The following is a 19,135-nucleotide window of genomic DNA, read 5'->3' on the forward strand; positions in this document are numbered from 1 at the left end:
TAAATTTTCCTTAAAGATTTCAACTGCGGTGATCGTACTTATAGATATCATCACGGTAGTAAAGCGTTCCCTCTTCCAACCATGCTGTTTGATAAATGATGTGTACTTGAATGCGCTCTCCCAAAGGAACTGACGTGTTAGACCGACGAGAACTTTCTCGCTTTTTCGCTAAACGTTCTTCCAACCCCTGAGTTTTGAACAGAAGTTCTGCTAACTGGTCTGCATGTTCGACACGGACACATCCTGAGCTGAATGCGCGTCTGTCCTGTTCAAACAAGTTCTTACTTGGCGTGTCATGCAAATAAATAGCTTGTGGGTTAGGCATATTGAACTTGTACAATCCCAGTGCATTTTGTAAGCCCGACGCCTGTCGCATACGATAAGGAAATGTTCTCGGATTCACCGTTGCCCAATTGATGGTTGTAGGGTCAATAATTTCGTTCGAAGTCCAAGACCGAATGATTTGAATGTTATGGTTAATCAAATACATCGGATTACGTTTTACTTTAGGAATAATGTCTTTAACCATGATAGTCCAAGGCACGTTCCAAGTTGGGTTGAGAATAACTGAATCCAGTGCTACCGACATGATGGGCGTTTTTCTTGATGCTCTCCCTACCACGACTTTAGACTCAAACAAGGGTTGACCGTCATGCCAATACGTGACTTCGTATCCAGGCACGTTAACAAAGACAACATTATCCCTTTCTTTCGACCAAATTCTTGAACGCTCAGAATTCAACGCCAGCAGATGCAATCTCTCTTGAGGAGAAAAGTTGATCCATCGAATGGTATTCGGGCCGATAACGCCATCTTCTTTCAAACCATGAATACGCTGGAACTCTTTTATCGCAAGCTCTAATTGTTCGTCATATTCTTCAGTGACTAAATCCAAGTAAGAAACATCTACGCCTACGATCTCCATTCGCTCAATCAATAGGGGTCTGTTTTCTAATATATCGCCAACACGTGCTAGCCCAGTTTGTTGATAGGCAGGATATTGGTACTGAGAATGTTCCGATAGCGAAGAATAGGCGGAGTAGAAAGCATCATCTGTTTGTAATGGAGACCGGAGACTTGCCAAAAACTGACCAAGTTTGCCAACCGTAATCTCATTACTCAGAACCGATAAAGTATCGATGCTAGGAGCGGGTAACGTAACATGGGCTTTGTCTGTAAATAGCCAATTAATCCCTTCTTCGGGGAGTTGCTCAAGATAACTAAGGTACATCAAGAGTGAGTCTGTCATCACTAAATCGAAGTCGAGATTATCTCCCTGCCACCTTACTTGGTTTATCCGGTGAAGTTGATTTTCGAATTCATCGGTGACATCCGCAAGTGCAACCAGGTTTACTTGAAAAAGAAACTGCTCAATATCACTTTCATTTTCCCAGTTCAAACGGTAATTGGTGCTTTGATACAGTTGATCAATCACCTCTGGATAATGGATCATTTTTTCTACAGACAGCTTTTGTACCGCTCCCTCTTGCTCGACTTGCGCTGAAGCTTCGAGAGAAACGACGGTGGAAAAGCTGCAAAACGGCACCAGAAGTGCCGTCATGATTAAAACCCTAGCAAACACTGAAATGATCCTTGCGCTACTTGCCATAATAAAAAGTATGGCAAATATCTCACAGCTTGCAGGTTTAAAATTAAGAATCTGATGCCGAAAACGACAACAAAACTCTCTATAAGTAATTACTCAATGATCTTTCTAGATAATTCTCGACCAATGGTTATCCCATTGCACACCGCTTGCGAAGGTACTTTTTGACTCTTCAGGCCTTTGCTCTACCACTTTTCCCGCCCCAGAGCTGACTCGGAACTCATCGCCATAGACCACAACACCAGAGGCATCTGGTAACGCACTTAGCTCGACCAATTTGCCCGTAGATTTAGACCATATACCATAACAACTGCCCGGAGGCGAAGTGGCTAAGATCCATTCATCGGTTGCTGCAATACTCGCAACGTAGTGATTGAAACGCGCCCACTCTTCAGGCTCAGCTTGAAGATCTTGCATTTCACCACCACGCGTGTGCATGGCGATCAAGGCTGGATACTCGTCCGGCTCACCACGATATTGCTGACCACAAAGCACGGTTTCCGCACCATCATGAGCTAAATGGCGAATACTCAACTTATGATCCGGTAAAGACACTTGATCCAGTAGCTCACCCTTCTGTGAAAGGTAACTCAGGCTGGGTTTCATGCTATCAAGATTGAGAGGTTCACGACCGTTAGTGTGTACGCCACCGACGCCAATCGCCAATACACCATCAGGCATCATGATCACTTCATGAGGACCAAGGCCAAAACCCGTTAACTCATCAATCTTTTGATATTGCTTCTGCACATCATAAACACCAATGATCCCGCGGCTTGTCCCCCTCTCCCCTTCTGTGGCAAATAGCAACGTGCCGTCATGGGAGTAAACACCATGTCCGTAAAAATGACGATTTGGCGTTGCTAGTTGCAGTTTGATCATCTGCTCTGAGCGATAATCAAACACCATGAAGAAAGTACCTGGTCGACGACCAAAAACTACGGCGTGGCCTTGTTGGTTGGTTGCTACACCGTGACCACGCTCAGGAATCGGCAATGAAGATAGCGGCATACCATGCTCATCCGCCACCACCGCTGCGAATTTATCTCGACCAATGATAGAACAGCCGATCAACGCAGGTTCACGTGAGCTTGTTGAAGCACAACCAAATGGCATCATAGGTATAGCCGCCCCGAATAGAGCGGCTTTCAGCAAGGTTCGGCGGGTTTGATCAGTCACCATCGGTTGCATTAAATCCTATAACTACGCCAAGCTCGATCGCCACTTCTTCGTGAATCAGGTACTTCAATTGCTCTAGCTTATTGTATTGAGAGAGCACCATGCGATAGCCTTCTTTTGTTTGTAGTGCAGCAAACAAGCTCTTATCTTCTGGCCAAGTTTCTAACGCCATTTCAAACTGATGAACGACACGGTCTGCGAGATCTGCATGGCCTTGCTCTCTAAGTAGCGCATCTAAACCATTCCCGTTAGCAAAGTACAACGCTTCCATCCCTTGAAGGTTGGCTTTTAAGTTTGAAAGCGAGGTCTCGGAACGCCACGATTCTGAGAAATACGGGCGAGGCTTACCAATCTTCGCTAGCGGTCGGCTCAACTTCTTCATGCTGTATTCAAGCTGATTCGAGAGCAGTGAAATGTACTCAGATTCCCATTCCGTCATCTCTAGCGATTTCCAAGGGTTCTCTGCCCAAGAATCCGCGATGATCTGCGCTTTGTCATCAAGGTTTTCAGCAATCGAAACGCCTGTCGCACAAGTATTGCCGTTGCTAGATAAGGTCGACGCTTTATCGTAAAGCAGCCATTCCAATGCACCTAAACCTTGCACGGTGACACTTTGGGTGGAGATATCTTCTGCACTCCAAGCTTGATCAGATTTCGTCAGTACAGACATTTTACGACCAGTGGTATTCTTTTTATCTGGCCAAAACTGAACATTCCAGCTTTGCTCCAACGCCGTAGCAGGGCCACGTTCTTGACCTTGTAATGCCATCCACGCAAGCATCGTTTGATGCCATTGCTGTTTTACTTGTGCATCATCTTTCGACTCTGATGCGCAGTAATCCGCGAAGCGCTGTTCAAGTTCTGTGGTTTGCGCTAAAAACGTCTGAGCTGATTGAAACTCAACCTCGTACACGCTTTGAGAAATATGACTTGTACTCTCAGGCTTGGCTGAGCTCGAACCGATGGTCGATTGGCAACCAACCAAACTTAACGTTGCGGCAATCGCACTCACTAACAGTGTTTTTTTCATGGTTGCTTCCTTATAGAGAGTTCAGAAACGCAATGAGAGCATCACGTTCTTTTTTGTTCAGAGCTAAAACATTTTGTTTCGCCGTTTCAGCTTCGCCGCCGTGCCACAACACTGCTTCCATCAGGTTACGAGCGCGACCATCATGTAAGAAGTAAGTATGTCCGTTTACTTCTTCGGTATAACCAATGCCCCATAGCGGTGCTGTTCGCCACTCGCGGCCGTTTGCTTGATATTCCGGACGGTTATCGGCTAAGCCTTCACCCATGTCATGCAAAAGCATGTCGGTGTATGGGTGGATAAGCTGCTCAGAAAGCGCTGGTAACTCTGGTCGTTTCGCCGTTTTAACACTGGTCTTGTGGCAGCTTTCACAGCCAGACGCAGCAAAGATTTGCTGACCAAGTTTCACGTTAGGGTCATTGACATTACGGCGAATAGGTACAGCTAAGTGCTGGCTGTAAAACTCTACGAAGTCGAGAATATTTTCACTCACTTCTGGTTTGCCGCCATTTGGCATGTCGTCACAAATGCTTTGTTTCGAGGTACAGTTTTCATTTGGGAATAAATGGCTCGTAAGACCCACATCACCATTAAATGCTGCTGCATTTTGCTGCATTAGCGTCGGTTGTCCTGCTTTCCAGCCAAAACGACCAATCGAGAAGTCGTCCTTCTCAATATCCCACACCTTATTGACTTTGCCTGAGATACCGTCTTTGTCGGCATCTTGTTCATCAGCCCAAGCAAGTAGCGTTTCGTCGGGAATACTCTCTAACAAACCAAGGCCGATCATTGGCGGTGCCACGCGTGCAGAGAACTCGGTATCAGGGTGCATATCGCCGTAACCCAGATCGGTAATGTTCAAATGAGGTTTTCTTAGCGTCACCGTCGTACCGTCTTTAAATTTCACTGGGACATCGGTGTAAGTGATTTCGATTTTGCCTTCTGGCGTTTGATCTTGCAGGGCGAAATCTTGAAGCTGGCCACCATAAGTCGGCTCAGGTATGCCGCCATCTTTGATGTAAGCTTTCTTTTGTTCTGGCGTCATCGCAGGAATGCTTAAGCGCACTAACATAGACACGGCATGTAAATCATCTTTCTCTGGCGGATGACCACGACCGTCTTTGATGTGGCAGTTCTGACAACCATTGGTATTAAAAAGCGGGCCTAGGCCGTCACGAGCGTCTGTTGACGCTGGCGCTTGTACCCAAGGGTTGCGGAAAAAGCTGTTACCGACACTAAAATCGAGGCGTTTGCTCATTGGCAAGTTAGCAGCAGGAAGAGAATAGGCATTCGCGCCGTCTTTTTTAACACTGGTTTTGCCACCGGACTTAACATCGTAAGCCATGGCAGAAGAAGAAAGGATCGCGGCTAGCGCAGAAATTAGGTATGGCTTCATATCATTGCTCTACATAGACAACAAGGGTGATAACAACGAGCTCAAACGGCAAAAGGGCTCACAAAGAGCCCTTATTTATTATGGTTTTCTTATTAAAACTCGTGGTCAGCAGTATCAGGGCTTAGGCTATCGATGCCGACAATGCTTGCCGCGCGCTCAATCGCACCGGTTTGTGCTACCAACGACATGATGGTGTCGTTTACTAGCGCGTTGCCCTGTGCGTTACCCGCTGCAATAAGTTGGTCAAAGTGCTGGTTGTTCTTCTCTGCAGAAGTCACTAGCTCACCAACTTGGCTAAGTGTTGTATCAAACTGCTTTTGAATGTCGGTCGCGGCTTTCTTATCTTTTTGAACAACAAGATCAGCAATACTTGGACCAGATAGCTCTTTGCCGTTTACACCTTTGTATGTACCTGTGTAAACGTTGTAGATGCCTTGCTCATTGTAGTAGTGAGAATTATGCGTGTTGTCTGAGAAACAATCGTGCTCGTCTTCAGTTGAGTTCGCTTCTAGTGCCACTTTCATGCGCTCACCCGCTAGCTCACCTAGAGAAAGAGAACCCATGCCGAATAGCATCTTACGTAGACCATTGTCCGCTGAGTCGTTCAGTAGCTCTTCACGGTAGTTACCTTTCACTTCTGCAGACCACTGCTTTTCCATCCACTCTAGGTCTTGAACCAGTAGATCAGCGGCCGCTTTTAGGTACTCACCACGACGATCACAATGACCATTCGTACACTCAGAGCCAACGACGAAATCAGTGTAAGCACGTTGACCTGCACCCGCGTTAGTGCCGTTTAGGTCTTGACCCCAAAGCAAGAATTCAATCGCGTGGTAACCTGATGCAACGTTTGCCTCAGAACCGCTTACTTCGTTTAGATCCGCTAGCAATTCTGGAGTGATTTTTGAAACGTCCAGTTTAGAAGCACCAATCTGCAGACTTGTGTTCGCGATGATGTTGGCAGCAGCGCCCTCGTTACCCAATTCGTATTGGTAATCAGCCGCTACGTAGTCAATCAAACCTTCATCAAGTGGCCATGCGTTCAGCTGACCTTCCCAATCATCAACAATCGCGTTACCAAAACGGAAAACTTCAGACTGTTGGTAAGGCACGCGAGAATCTAGCCAAGCTTGTTTTACTTCTTCAAGCTTTTTCGCTGATGGTGATTGTAGAAATTCGTCGATTTTCACATCAAGCGCTTTCGCTGTTGTTACTGAATCAGCAAATACAGCATGGGCAACGTCCGCGTAATGTTCGACTACTTGTTGTTTAGTTACTGTGGCAGCAACGGTAGAACCACTGGCAATGAGGAGTGATGCAGCAATAGATTGGACTAAAACTTTTTTTGCATTCATCTGAAGCATCCTTGTTGAGCTTTTCAATTATCGTATTGGTAGTGCTAATTATTCTTATTTGCACTTTAGTCTCGAGATAATACAAATTTACAATTTATTTGCAACTCCAGATACAAAAAAACCTCATAAAAATGAGGTTTTTCACAGACTTTATTGTCAGTTTTATCTTTAGGATTAAACCTTTAGGTCATGTTTTCCGTGAGAGACTTTTGCCTTCAGATAATTTTCGTTGCCATCTTTGATATGTGCAGAGGTATTGACAACCTCGCCAATTTCAATTCCGTACTCAGATAACTCACGGATTTTCTTAGGGTTGTTCGTCACGAGGCGGATCTTATTCACGCCTAAAGCTTCTAGCATTTGTGCTGCTTCTGTGAAATCACGCAGGTCATCATCAAAGCCCAAATGGTTGTTAGCTTCGTACGTGTTCATACCCTGGCTTTGTAAGCGGTATGCATCGATCTTATTGTACAAGCCAATACCACGACCTTCCTGACGGAGATACAAGATGATACCACCGGACTCGCCCATGCGATTGATCGTCTCTTCTAGTTGCTCACCACAGTCACAGCGTGAAGAGTGGAACACATCGCCTGTCAAACACTCAGAGTGCATACGAACTAAAGGCATGTCCTGAGTTTGGTCCGCTTGTTTAAAGATAATAGCAACATGCTCTTTGTCTGTCTTCAGACCATGGAAAGACAGAATTTCGGCATCAATGTTACTTTTTGCCCCGACTTTAAAATCTACTCTGGCACGTACTTCCGCCATATCTATACTCACTCGATTTATTGCTTGATGCGCTTGATGCGTTTTCGTTATTGCATTCATGGGATTTACTCGTTGCTCTTCAACTATGGGGACTGATACCGCATTTTGCAATATAGAGATCACAATTGAGGGCAGTTATCCACTCAAGACAGCAAAAGAGAAACACTCTCCAACTGAACAATTGTTATATTATAACAATTTAAAAAAACTACAATAAAAAACCCCAGACAAATTTTGTCTGGGGTTTCAAGAAGGTCGTTTGGTCTATCTTTTAATGGGTCTGACTGCGCTTCCAAACGGCGAGTTCAATCCAAACTGCTTCGAGTTCTTGGATTTCCTCGTCGGTCAACACGGCGAGCGTTGAAGTAACTTGAGGCAGGTTCGGTGATTGCAATGCACGAATCTGCGAATAGAAGTCTTTTTTAAGTTGTAATATAACTGAATCCACTGCGTGCACCTATTTCGTTCTTTTATTACTTATCCAGCTCAAAATTTTTATTTTCTTTATACTGGAAACTTCATAAATTCGGAAAAATGATAACATTCTGCTTGTTAAGTGCACAATTTATTTTTAATAGTGGAATAACGGTCACATTAATTACGCTTCACCATTCGGATCGAATATAAGACAAAAAAGATCAAAAATAGCACAGGAAAGATCCACAACAGCGCCGTGGAATAATTTAATGGTGGTTGGTACAGAACAATATTCCCATAACGAGCAACTAGATAGTCCTTTATTTCTTGATCTGAGCTGCCTTCATTGGCCATCGTATACACTTTCAACCTCAGGTCTTTAGCCGCTTGTGCATTAGACTCGACAAGGTTTTGGTTTTGACACTGCGGGCAGCGTAATGCCTTGGCTAACGAGGTTGCACGCTGTTGCACTTCAACGGAATGAAATTCAAACAGATCAACATTCTGTTCTATATCCGCACTTCTCGTGAAAGGAGAAAATAGTATAAATAGGATTAAAGTGAGGAGAAGATTATTAAATCGAAACATTCAAGTATCCTGAAAATATATCGTTCCATTTATCTGCCGTTAGCTCTCCACGATATTTGATCAATATACGACCATTTGGATCAATCAAGTAAGTTTCCGGCGTTCCGATAACACCTAGCTCCACAGCGAGCTTTCCATTAGGGTCACTAATTACTTCAATATATGGATTTCGTTTAGAGCTCAAATATTCACGAGCGGCTTGTTTTTGATTTCTATAATTCAGCCCAATAATAGGCACACCGAGTTCTGCTAACTGCAATAATTCTTCATGCTCTCGTTTGCATACTCCGCACCAAGATGCCCAAACATTCAATAATTTATATCCGTCGCTTTTGAACAACTGCTCAGAAACCATGTCATCAGAGATCAGAGAAGTAGAGCGAAAATTAGGTGCATCTAAATTTCGTTGTGGGGACAATTCAACATGTGGTCGCTCAGACAAAGCCACCGCAGTTACTACAGCAAACACGGCAACAGCCACAAACAGACCTGCGAGTTTAAGCGTATTTCTCGATCGCATTGATAGCCTCTCTCCTTTTCTTTAGGCCGGTTAATAGCGCACCAAACACAGCTAGTAGCCCGCCAGACCATATCCACCAAATACCTGCGCGGTACTGAACTTTAATCGCATAAGCATGAGTGTCGACTTTATCACCCAATGTCACGTAATAATCGCCATGCCATAGTGAACGAATCGCGGGCTCGGTCATATTCATCACTCGCACAGGGTAATGACGCTTTTGCGGGTTGAAATTGAGCATGCGGCCATCTTCCAAGTGCAAGGTGATCTGTCCTTGTTCCGCGGTGTAGTTTGGCCCCACCAGCCATTCGATACCATGATAATCGATAGTGATCCCCGCCCTTTGTTGAGAACTGCCGGGTTCGACACGTAAATTATGTTCATATGAGTAGTGACTGTTGAATACAGCTCCACTCACCGCCAGCGCAAAACCGATATGTGCCATCACGATTGGCATGAGTTTGCGCTTATTGGAACAACGAAACAGCATAACGAGATGCGCCACAATCACCCAAGTAGCCAATATTATGGTTAGCAATACTTCGAAATGCAGTACGTTCACTGAGAACATAAACCCGATCCCAGAGACTATAGATAACGCAATACTAATCGCGATATCAGTGCTTCCACTCGGAACTGCGCCTTTTGTCCATTTCAGCACTGGCATGAATGCTAAGGCAATCAGAGCCAGTATGCTTAATGGAAAGGTCAGACTATTAAAGTAAGGTGCGCCAACCGAAATGTTCCCTAAGCCGAGCAGTTGATAAACCATCGGATAAAAAGTGCCAAGAAAAACGATGGCAGTCGCAATAACCAGCAGCCCTTTGGCGATATAAGCAGTGTAAGCTTGGCTCGCTAGAGATTGAAGTTTGAAACGAGGGAGTTGTTCTCCTCGCAAAATCAATACGCCAAAAGTGATGATGACAAGCAAGCTCAATACACCAAGCAGCACTAAACCTTTAGTTGGGTCCACCGCAAAAGCGTGCACTGAAGTCAGCACGCCAGAGCGCACCACGAATGTCCCTAAAATGCTTAGGTTGAACGTAGCAAACGCCAGTGCATAGGTGCTCCAAATTGCGCCTCTGTTACGTGTTGCGACAACACCGCTGTGCAACAAAGCAGTACCAGTAAGCCAAGGGAGTAGAGAAGCGTTCTCCACAGGGTCCCAAAACCACCAGCCGCCCCACCCTAGCTCATTGTACGCCCACCATGATCCCACCAAGATACCCAACGTGAGCGTTCCCCATGCAAAAAACGCTGCGCTTCGAGCAACCACATACCAATCGCTCATCGGTTGTTTACCCAATAGGGCTGCTAATGCAAAAGCTAATATTGCTGCGTAACCGACATAACCGAGATAAAGCAATGGTGGATGAATGATAAGCCCAACATCTTGCAACATTGGGTTTAGATCTCGTCCTTCCGACGCCAATACTTGGGCATACTCGAACGGGTTAGAGGTCATTAACGTGAACCAAGCAAATGTCGCAATAAGAACGTTCATGATTCCTAAACAGTCACAAGTATATTGGGCGTTGAGCGGTGACTTAAATGCAATAAACGACGCCCATAAACTCAAGGTGACGACCCAAAACAACATGGAGCCTCGGTGCCCGCCCCAAGCGGCAGCAATCTTGAATGCTACGGGGAGTTGACTGTTGGAATGCGTAACAACATATTCCAACGCGAAGTTGTCTTGCACGAAGCAGACGATCAGAAGTGCTAAACAAATGAAGGAAGCTAAGCTAATGATGTGGGACATCGCGACTTGATGCGGCAATGTCGCCTTCTTACTCATAGCACGACGTAGCCAATGCAGCAACGATGCACAAGTCGATGTTACAGCCACCAATATCAGTAAGAAGAACCCTAGCTCAGCTTCCATTTATCCCCCTTACACTAAGGTCATTTGACCGGCATAGAGAATGAAAGTACGCAGCATAAGTACGCCAACCAAGCTCAACGTCGTGACCACAAAAACGTAACTGCCTTTGTGGCGCACTTCAGAAGGCGCCAACCAATTGAGAGTCAAAGGCGTTATCATGCCGATGAACACTACCCCACCCCAGAACCATTGAGCCCAGAATCCACTCGAAATAGCATTCCAAGCCGCGACTTCGTTCTGACCACCGCTGAAGATCAGTCCAGTAAAGAAAGTCACTAAGACAAACAGCTCAAACAATACTACTGGGCGTTCAAATCCGTGTACCCAAGACACACTTGGGCTGCTGGTCGACTCTTTAAACACCAAGATGCCGAACATCAAGCATGCCGCTGCACCCGAGGACAAACTAGAGAACAGGAACAAGATTGGCAGTACTGGATTGTTTAGCATTGGGTAAGTCTTCAATGCAGACAATAGAAAGCCAGTGTACGCTGCAAGCACGATGGCTAAGAAGCCCAAGAACAATTCAATTGCGTTGTTGGCTTTCCCCGCCTTAATCAAAATGCCATCGGCAAAATCCAGCAGTTTGCTTGGTAACTTCCCTTCACAGAAGCTGATGATTTGATGGCGGAAGATAACGCCAATCCAAACAAACAGCACTAGCATGTACACTTGGAACAAGATCACGCCCATCGACATCACAGACGTTGGGTTGTAGTAGATCATGATCTTCCAAAACTCTAAAGGCTTGGTTAAATGGAAAATCAAAATTACCAACCCAGCAATGATGCCAAATGGTGCGAGCCAAGCCATCGCTTTCATGATGCCGTTTTTTGCGGGATCACCTTCAATCACTTTGCGTTTTAAATAGATAGAAATCATCACCGCACCTGCTGACATCCCAGCAAGGAATAAGTAAATCGCGATGATCCAATCCCAGACTAACGAGTCAAAGTGGAATGCACTTTCGAAGCCGTTCATGATGACACCTCCCCTTTGCTATGCGGAATTTTGTACAGTTTAGGTTGCGTACCTAAATGCGATTTATCGCGATAGACAACATGGCTTTCGATAGCTTTGCTCACCTCGCTAGTTGGGTCATTCAAATCACCAAAGATGAGTGCTTTTGTTGGGCAAGATTCCACGCAAGCTGGCTGCTTACCTTGCGCTAGGTTGGTATCACGGCAGAAGTTACATTTATCCGCAGAGTGATCGGCTGGATTAAAGAAGCGCACTTGGTAAGGGCAAGCGGCAAGGCAATAACCACATCCGACACATTTATCTTTGTGTACATCCACGATGCCGGTCGCTTCATCTTTGTATGCAGCGCCTGTTGGACAAACGTATACACATGGTGGGTTATCACAGTGCTGACAGGATTCGCGAGTAAACTGGTATTCCACATCTGGGAATTCGCCAATCGGTTCACTGCGATGAATTTTAAGTCGCGTTACGCCTTCAGGGACTTTATTTACTTCGCGACAAGCATCGGTACAAGCGGTACAGCCAATGCAGGCATTTTCATCATGAACCATACCCATGCGTTTCGCTTGTTCACTGTTGCTGGCATAAAGAGAGGAGCTAACAACGGAAGTGCCTGCAACGCCTGTAGTTAAAATCAACGCGCCGCTGCCGGCTAAAAAGTTTCTTCTCGAACATTTCATGCTATCTCTCCTCTTCTTTGGCAAGTTCAGGTTCGACGGCAAATTCAGAGTGACAATCCACACACTGCTTGATCAGTTGTTTTCTGTCGTACGACAACGCTTTGGTTTTCGCTGCGTGTACATCGTGGCAATTTGAACAAGTCAGGTTTTTGGCGTGCACATCGTGCGTCCAGTGGCTCTCTCTCAGTTGTGTCGGTGCATGGCAATCCACACATTGGCTGTTGGCTTTAAGAATCATGCTTGGATCAAAGAACACTTTGTCGTGTACCTCTTTCGATTGCGCGGCAGAAAACTTAATCACATGAGGCGCGCCTTCACGGTGATCAGGGCCGATGTTGCTATGGCAGTTAGTGCAATTGAGCTGCTTACCTTGACTCAATAACGCTTGCGAATCATGCGATAGGTTCAGAGTCTCTTTTGCATCCTTATGACATTGCAGACACTTGTAGTCTCGGTCACGGATCAACTCGACTTGATGACGCTCAGCTTGAGCACCTTCAATCGGCTCTGAAGAAGTCGCATGGGCGGCGATGGAGAAACCATAGATGGCAAAGACGAAGAGAAGTTTCAGCATTGTCTCTATGGTCAATTTTATATTGCCCATATTGTTCTTTCCTTAGCTCGATAATAATTGATAACTATTCTCAATTATTTATTTGAGCGACAATTAATTTCCTCTGAAGATATTTTTTAGATCTTCAAATGACATCAATTCTTATTTCGGAAAGCCACAACACTAAACCTATATTTATAATACCTCTATTATTCATAAGGGGTAGAAACACCTGCTCAAAAAGAGAATTAAATCACCCTATTTTAAAAAAGGTTAAAAACCCAAAGCATTGCAGAACAATGACTTAACAACTACCACTTTAGAGGTATATAAATTCAAACATGACTGAGATCACTGGTGTAAATTGATCTAAAACAAGACAAGATTCACTCACTATTTCATCTATCCAATTAAGCAATATTATTAATCGTAGATCTCCAGTTCTTATTTGGAATAGCTTCTCACAACGCTGCTAATAAAAACGAATATGGAGATAACACCGTGAGAATAAAACACTGGATGAGCGCACCTATTGCGGTTGCGACCTTATTCGCCAGCCAATTATTTTTGGTCGGCGCTCCGTTGGCGGCAGAAGAAAAAGGCCTCATCGATCCTCGTAACGATGTCTTTGAACAGAACCACCCTGATCAATACCATTCTTGGAAAGCAACATCCGAAAGTGAGCACATTGAAGATGCTCTAAGTGAAGACCCAAACATGGTTATCCTGTGGGCTGGTTATGGCTTCGCGAAAGACTACAACAAAGCGCGCGGTCACTTTTACGCAATTGATGATGTTCGTCAAACCTTACGTACCGGCGCACCGACTGATGAAAAATCCGGCCCTATGCCGATGGCGTGCTGGAGCTGTAAAAGCCCAGACGTTGCCCGCGTGATTGATGAACGTGGTGAAGACGGTTATTTCGAAGGTAAATGGGCACGCTTAGGCTCAGAAATCGTCAACCCTATCGGTTGTTCCGATTGCCACAACACAGGCTCTGAAGCCTTCAAGAAAGGCGAACCTGCGCTAGCACTGACTCGCCCATACGTCGAGCGTGCTTTTGATACTATTGGTAAAAACTTTGATGAACAGTCTCGCCTAGATAAGCAAGCATCGGTCTGCGCTCAATGTCACGTTGAATACTACTTCACCGGCCCAACTAAAGCGGTTAAATTCCCATGGGATATGGGCACCACCGTTAATGACATGGAGAAATACTACGACGCGTTGAATTTCAAAGATTGGACGCATGCCGTATCTAAAGCGCCGATGCTAAAAGCACAACACCCAGGTTTCGAAACTTGGAGAGCGGGTATTCATGGTAAAAACAAAGTGGTGTGTGTGGACTGCCACATGCCTAAAGTGACCAAAGAAGACGGTACAGTCTACACAGACCACAAAGTGGGTAACCCATTTGATCGTTTTGAAGACACCTGTGCGCAATGCCATACCCAACCTAAAGAGCAGCTACAAGGCATCGTCTCGACTCGCAAAGCGCAAGTACTGAACATGAAGCTAACCGCCGAGAAGCAAATCGTAGCGGCACACTTTGAAGCAGGCGCAGCGTGGAAAGCAGGTGCAACAGAAGCAGAGATGGAACCTATCCTACAAGATATTCGCCATGCACAATGGCGTTGGGACTACGCGATTGCTTCTCACGGTGTTCACATGCATGCTCCTGAGGTAGCACTTGAAGTACTAGGTACTGCAGTTGACCGCGCTGCTGACGCCCGTACCAAATTGGTTCGTTTACTGGCAACCAAAGGCATTACTGACCCTGTTCAAATTCCAGATATCTCGACCAAAGCGAAAGCACAACAAGCACTGGGCATGGATATGGATAAGATGAACGCAGACAAGAAACACTTCCTAGAAACAGTAGCGCCAGAGTGGGATAAAGCAGCAGCTGAACGCGAAGCCACGTATTAGTCTAACTGGCAGAGGTTAATCTATATATACAACAAGGGGCGTACTGAACGCCCCTTTTCTTTCTTTATTATCTTTATCTCTTCATCCTGATTCTATCGAGAGACAAAAATCGAATGTACTAGCGACGAGGAAGCCTAGGTCTAGGTTGAATATTTGGACGTGCTTTAGGTATCTGCACATTTGGACGAGCAACTGGACGCTGGATCTTCGTTTCCGGTAATGCTTTTCTTTGTTGAACCTTTTCTTTCACCGCCTTGCCTTGTAAAGTCGCTGGTTCAATATGCTCCGGACGATTCTCCCATTGGGTTCGAATCTCTTGCTTTTGCTCGTCAGGCAGTGATTGCCAATGATCGTCAAGTTGGCGTTTCATGTTATCGATATTGGCGGACATATCGTCGTCTTTCCAATCTTCGACTTTGTCTTTGATGGATTGCTGTTGGTCTTCATCTAAACCATTCCACCACTCTTCCAGTTTCTCTTTGTATTCATCGTCGTTATCGCAACAGCCCGGATAGTAATAAATCCAGTAGTCGTCATGATCGTACCACCACGGGTCGTAGTAACCCGATGAATAATAAACCGTAGAGGAAGAGCCAGAATGATCGGAAGAGCTACAACCCGCCAGCACAGAGCCGCACAGCAAAACCAATATGCTTAGTGCTTTATTTTTCATTCGTTGCCCACCTTTCCCTCTATTGCTTGTTAAATTGTACGCTTACAACAGCTCTTTTGCTTTGTTAATAGAGTTAATGATTTTCACCCTATCTAAATTTGGATCATTAGAATCTAATAATAGTACCCAGGCATCAATCGCTTCCTGAAATCGGAATGACAGAAAATGATCATTTGCGATCAAAGACAAAGCGGCTTCATTGTGCGGTTCTATCTGCAAAGCTTGCTCCAAAAGCAAGCTAACTTCTTGCGTCATTGATTGCTGGTGAATGTAGTACAAGGTCGTCGCTTTTGCGGCAAGTTGCGTGGCACTGACTGGCTCAGTCAGCTGGATCGCGTAATCAAAACAAATCAGCGCGCCATCAAATTCCCCCTCTAGCAGGTAGCCCTGCCCGAGTTGGAACCACAATTCAGCGTTGTTCGGATCTTCACGCAACTGGTCTTGAATCTCTTTCATGATGTCACGAGCAGTCATCATTCGTGACATTTCCGCTTGTATTGGTTTAGGCGGAGTTTGATGCAGCAATAAGAAACTGGCACTCGTCACGACAAGTACTAACAGGCAAAAGCCAAACCATTGAGCAGGTTTAACTTTTGATGCACTCAGTGATAAGAGTACGATAAACAATCCCATCAGAGTGATGGCAGCGAAAAACCAAACAGACATAACACGTCCCATAAACAAAGATAACGTCAGTGTACGCATTTCTTACTTTAAATGCGTTGATACAGATACAAAAAAGCCGAGCAACTAAGGCTCGGCTTTTCATATCAGGATAACGATGTAAGATTACTCTTCGTTACCTTCCTCTGCATCATCAGCAGCTGGAGCTTCTGAAGCGTCTTGCTGCGTATTTTCGCCTGTTGACTCTAACGCTTCTGCATCTTCATCAGTAGGCAGCTCTTCATCATCAACTTCTTCAATACGTTGCAAACCAACAACTGATTCATCTTCCGCAGTACGGATAAGCGTTACACCTTGTGTGTTACGACCAACCTGGCTAACTTCACCCACACGAGTACGTACTAACGTGCCAGCGTCGGTGATCATCATCATTTCATCACCTTCAACAACCTGGATAGCACCAACTACCGGGCCATTTCGCTCAGAAACTTTGATAGAAACTACACCTTGAGTGCCACGACCTTTTGTCGGGTACTCGCTAAGTGCTGTACGTTTACCATAACCGTTTTCTGTAACCGTTAGGATGTCGCCTTCGTGCGAAGGAACAATAAGTGATACAACTTGGTCATTTTCAGCCAGTTTCATACCACGAACACCAGAGGCGGTACGACCCATAGGACGAACACCTTTAAACTTGATCTCTGGCTGACCATTCTCATCAAGAACTGGTTTACCATTTTCATCAAGTACTGGAATCTCTTCTGCTTCTTTAAAGCGAACCACTTTACCCGCTTTAGAGAACAGCATGATTTCGTTTTCGCCGTTAGTGATATCCACACCGATTAACGAATCGTCTTCACGTAGGTTCACAGCGATTAGGCCGTTTGAACGTACGTTTGCAAACTGGTTCAACGGCGTTTTCTTAACCGTACCGTCACCTGTTGCCATGAAGATGAATTTGTCTTCAGAGAATTCATCAACACGCAGAATTGCGGTAATGCGCTCACCTTCTTCGAGTGGAAGGATGTTCACAATTGGCTTACCACGCGCAGTACGGCTCGCTAGAGGCAATTGGTAAACTTTCAGGCGGTATGTCTTACCACGAGTAGAGAAACACAAGATGTTATCGTGGGTATTCGCCACTAGAAGACGCTCGATATGGTCTTCATCTTTCATCTTAGTCGCACTCTTACCTTTACCACCACGGCGCTGTGACTCGTAGTCGCTCAGTACTTGGTACTTAACGTAACCACCGTGAGATAGAGTAACTACAACGTCTTCACGTGCGATCAGCTCTTCCATGTCAATATCATGGCTCGCAGCTGTGATTTCTGTACGACGAGCGTCACCAAAGCCGTCACGAACCGCTTCAAGTTCTTCACGGATCACTTCCATCAAACGCTCAGTGCTCGCAAGGATATGCATGAGTTCAGCGATTTCTTCTAGAAGTGTTTTGTATTCGCCAAGAATCTTCTCGTGTTCTAGACCTGTTAGTTTATGTAAACGTAGATCTAGGATAGCTTGTGCTTGTTGCTCAGTCAGGAAGTACTGACCATCACGAATACCGTATTCAGGCTCTAGCCATTCAGGGCGCGCAGCATCTGTACCAGCACGCTCTAGCATTGCTGAAACGTTGCCTAAATCCCAACCACGAGCGATAAGACCCGCTTTTGCTTCAGCCGGTGTAGGTGCCTTACGGATAAGCTCAATGATTTCATCAATGTTAGCAAGCGCTAGAGCTAAACCTTCAAGGATATGAGCACGTTCACGCGCTTTACGCAGTTCGAAAATAGTACGGCGTGTCACAACTTCACGACGGTGATCAACAAAGCACTTCAACATATCTTTTAGGTTGAATAGCTGTGGCTGGCCATTGTTTAGGGCCACCATGTTGATACCGAAAGTGGTTTGCAGCTGAGTCTGAGCGTAAAGGTTGTTTAGAACTACTTCGCCCACAGCATCGCGCTTACACTCAATAACAATGCGCATACCGTCTTTATCTGACTCGTCGCGCAGTGCACTGATACCTTCTACTTTCTTATCTTTAACTAGCTCAGCGATCTTTTCGATCAAGCGAGCTTTGTTCACCTGGTAAGGAATTTCAGTGACGATAATGGTCTCTTTACCATTCTTCTCCACTTCGATGTCCGCTTTCGAACGCATGTAGATTTTGCCACGACCTGTTTTGTACGCGTCTACAATGCCTTTACGACCGCTGATAAGCGCCGCCGTTGGGAAATCAGGACCAGGAATGTAATCCATTAGTTCATCAATAGTGATTTCTTCATTATTGATGTATGCAAGACAGCCATCAATCACTTCGCCAAGGTTATGAGGCGGGATGTTGGTTGCCATACCTACTGCGATACCAGAAGCACCGTTAACCAATAGGTTTGGAATTTTAGTTGGAAGAACCGCTGGGATCTGCTCAGTACCGTCGTAGTTTGGTACGTAGTCTACGGTTTCTTTGTCTAGGTCAGCCAATAGTTCATGGGCAATTTTTGCCATTCGAACTTCGGTGTAACGCATTGCCGCAGCAGAGTCGCCATCGATCGAGCCAAAGTTACCTTGACCATCGACCAGCATGTAACGAAGCGAGAACGGCTGAGCCATACGTACGATTGTGTCGTACACAGCAATATCACCGTGTGGGTGATATTTACCGATTACGTCGCCGACAACACGGGCTGATTTTTTATATGGTTTGTTCCAATCGTTGCCTAGTACGTTCATCGCGAATAAAACGCGGCGGTGTACTGGTTTTAGGCCATCACGCACATCTGGAAGAGCACGACCCACGATGACTGACATCGCATAGTCTAGGTATGAACCTCTAAGCTCATCTTCAATGTTTACGGGCGTGATCTCTTTAGCTAAATCGCTCATAGAGCCATTATCCCTCTATTATCTGATCGTAATTACGATACGTGTAAGGTGCAAAAATATAA

General features: G+C 45.4%; 17 protein-coding genes. 1 reads left to right on the top strand and 16 read right to left on the bottom strand.

All coding sequences use genetic code 11. The features are described 5' to 3' along the window. Window positions 1-19 precede the first annotated feature (19 nt). From R7Q41_RS16790 to nrfB, 13 genes are all read right to left on the bottom strand, one after another. On the bottom strand, window positions 20-1,561 hold the full coding sequence (locus R7Q41_RS16790) for a L,D-transpeptidase family protein (RefSeq protein ID WP_005376852.1): 1,542 nt from the start codon (window positions 1,559-1,561) through the stop codon (window positions 20-22). A gap of 153 nt (window positions 1,562-1,714) precedes the next feature. Beyond that, window positions 1,715-2,797, bottom strand: a complete 1,083-nt coding sequence (locus tag R7Q41_RS16795) for a DUF1513 domain-containing protein (RefSeq protein WP_025998733.1) — start codon at window positions 2,795-2,797, stop codon at window positions 1,715-1,717. Further along, window positions 2,778-3,815: an imelysin family protein gene (locus R7Q41_RS16800; protein WP_213911110.1), complete on the bottom strand. Its 1,038-nt coding sequence runs from the start codon at window positions 3,813-3,815 to the stop codon at window positions 2,778-2,780. Before R7Q41_RS16800 ends, R7Q41_RS16795 begins: the two co-directional genes overlap by 20 nt. A gap of 10 nt (window positions 3,816-3,825) precedes the next feature. Further along, entirely contained in the window at window positions 3,826-5,208 is a 1,383-nt protein-coding gene (locus tag R7Q41_RS16805) for a di-heme oxidoredictase family protein (RefSeq protein WP_054577024.1), read from the bottom strand. 92 nt (window positions 5,209-5,300) lie between these two features. Continuing rightward, window positions 5,301-6,563: an imelysin family protein gene (locus R7Q41_RS16810; protein WP_318144592.1), complete on the bottom strand. Its 1,263-nt coding sequence runs from the start codon at window positions 6,561-6,563 to the stop codon at window positions 5,301-5,303. Between the two features lie 174 nt (window positions 6,564-6,737). Then, entirely contained in the window at window positions 6,738-7,334 is a 597-nt protein-coding gene (locus R7Q41_RS16815) for a GTP cyclohydrolase II (RefSeq protein WP_025767283.1), read from the bottom strand. 271 nt (window positions 7,335-7,605) lie between these two features. Continuing rightward, on the bottom strand, window positions 7,606-7,782 hold the full coding sequence (locus R7Q41_RS16820) for a hypothetical protein (protein WP_020480909.1): 177 nt from the start codon (window positions 7,780-7,782) through the stop codon (window positions 7,606-7,608). Window positions 7,783-7,928: 146 nt separating this feature from the next. Continuing rightward, complete coding sequence (nrfF, locus tag R7Q41_RS16825) at window positions 7,929-8,339, bottom strand: heme lyase NrfEFG subunit NrfF (RefSeq protein ID WP_053306573.1); 411 nt, start codon at window positions 8,337-8,339, stop codon at window positions 7,929-7,931. Continuing rightward, window positions 8,326-8,859, bottom strand: a complete 534-nt coding sequence (locus tag R7Q41_RS16830) for a DsbE family thiol:disulfide interchange protein (RefSeq protein WP_318144593.1) — start codon at window positions 8,857-8,859, stop codon at window positions 8,326-8,328. The genes nrfF and R7Q41_RS16830 overlap by 14 nt, the downstream gene beginning before the upstream one ends. Next, window positions 8,837-10,744, bottom strand: coding sequence for a heme lyase NrfEFG subunit NrfE (locus R7Q41_RS16835; RefSeq protein ID WP_318144594.1), 1,908 nt, complete (start codon window positions 10,742-10,744; stop codon window positions 8,837-8,839). The genes R7Q41_RS16830 and R7Q41_RS16835 overlap by 23 nt, the downstream gene beginning before the upstream one ends. Before the next feature lie 9 nt (window positions 10,745-10,753). Further along, a complete protein-coding gene (gene nrfD, locus R7Q41_RS16840; protein WP_258454665.1) occupies window positions 10,754-11,725 on the bottom strand; it encodes a cytochrome c nitrite reductase subunit NrfD in 972 nt (323 codons plus the stop codon). Beyond that, window positions 11,722-12,408 carry a cytochrome c nitrite reductase Fe-S protein gene (gene nrfC / locus R7Q41_RS16845; RefSeq protein ID WP_213891801.1) on the bottom strand — a complete coding sequence of 229 codons (687 nt, stop codon included), beginning with the start codon at window positions 12,406-12,408 and terminating at the stop codon, window positions 11,722-11,724. Before nrfC ends, nrfD begins: the two co-directional genes overlap by 4 nt. Before the next feature lies 1 nt (window position 12,409). Then, complete coding sequence (gene nrfB / locus R7Q41_RS16850) at window positions 12,410-13,012, bottom strand: cytochrome c nitrite reductase pentaheme subunit (protein ID WP_248525311.1); 603 nt, start codon at window positions 13,010-13,012, stop codon at window positions 12,410-12,412. Window positions 13,013-13,462: 450 nt separating this feature from the next. On the opposite strand from nrfB, the gene nrfA reads away from it, so the two are divergent. Continuing rightward, window positions 13,463-14,890 (top strand): ammonia-forming nitrite reductase cytochrome c552 subunit, encoded by a 1,428-nt coding sequence (nrfA, locus tag R7Q41_RS16855; RefSeq protein WP_411979067.1) that lies wholly within the window; start codon window positions 13,463-13,465, stop codon window positions 14,888-14,890. A 118-nt stretch (window positions 14,891-15,008) separates the two neighbouring features. On the opposite strand, the gene R7Q41_RS16860 is transcribed toward nrfA, so the two are convergent. From R7Q41_RS16860 to gyrA, 3 genes are all read right to left on the bottom strand, one after another. Then, a complete protein-coding gene (locus R7Q41_RS16860) occupies window positions 15,009-15,563 on the bottom strand; it encodes a hypothetical protein (protein WP_005376825.1) in 555 nt (184 codons plus the stop codon). A 42-nt stretch (window positions 15,564-15,605) separates the two neighbouring features. Beyond that, window positions 15,606-16,229, bottom strand: coding sequence for a tetratricopeptide repeat protein (locus R7Q41_RS16865; protein WP_042522844.1), 624 nt, complete (start codon window positions 16,227-16,229; stop codon window positions 15,606-15,608). 123 nt (window positions 16,230-16,352) lie between these two features. Further along, entirely contained in the window at window positions 16,353-19,073 is a 2,721-nt protein-coding gene (gene gyrA / locus R7Q41_RS16870; protein ID WP_206959889.1) for a DNA topoisomerase (ATP-hydrolyzing) subunit A, read from the bottom strand. Between the last annotated feature and the right edge of the window lie 62 nt (window positions 19,074-19,135).

The organism is Vibrio sp. 2096 (genome assembly GCF_033339595.1).
Taxonomy (GTDB): domain Bacteria; phylum Pseudomonadota; class Gammaproteobacteria; order Enterobacterales; family Vibrionaceae; genus Vibrio; species Vibrio alginolyticus.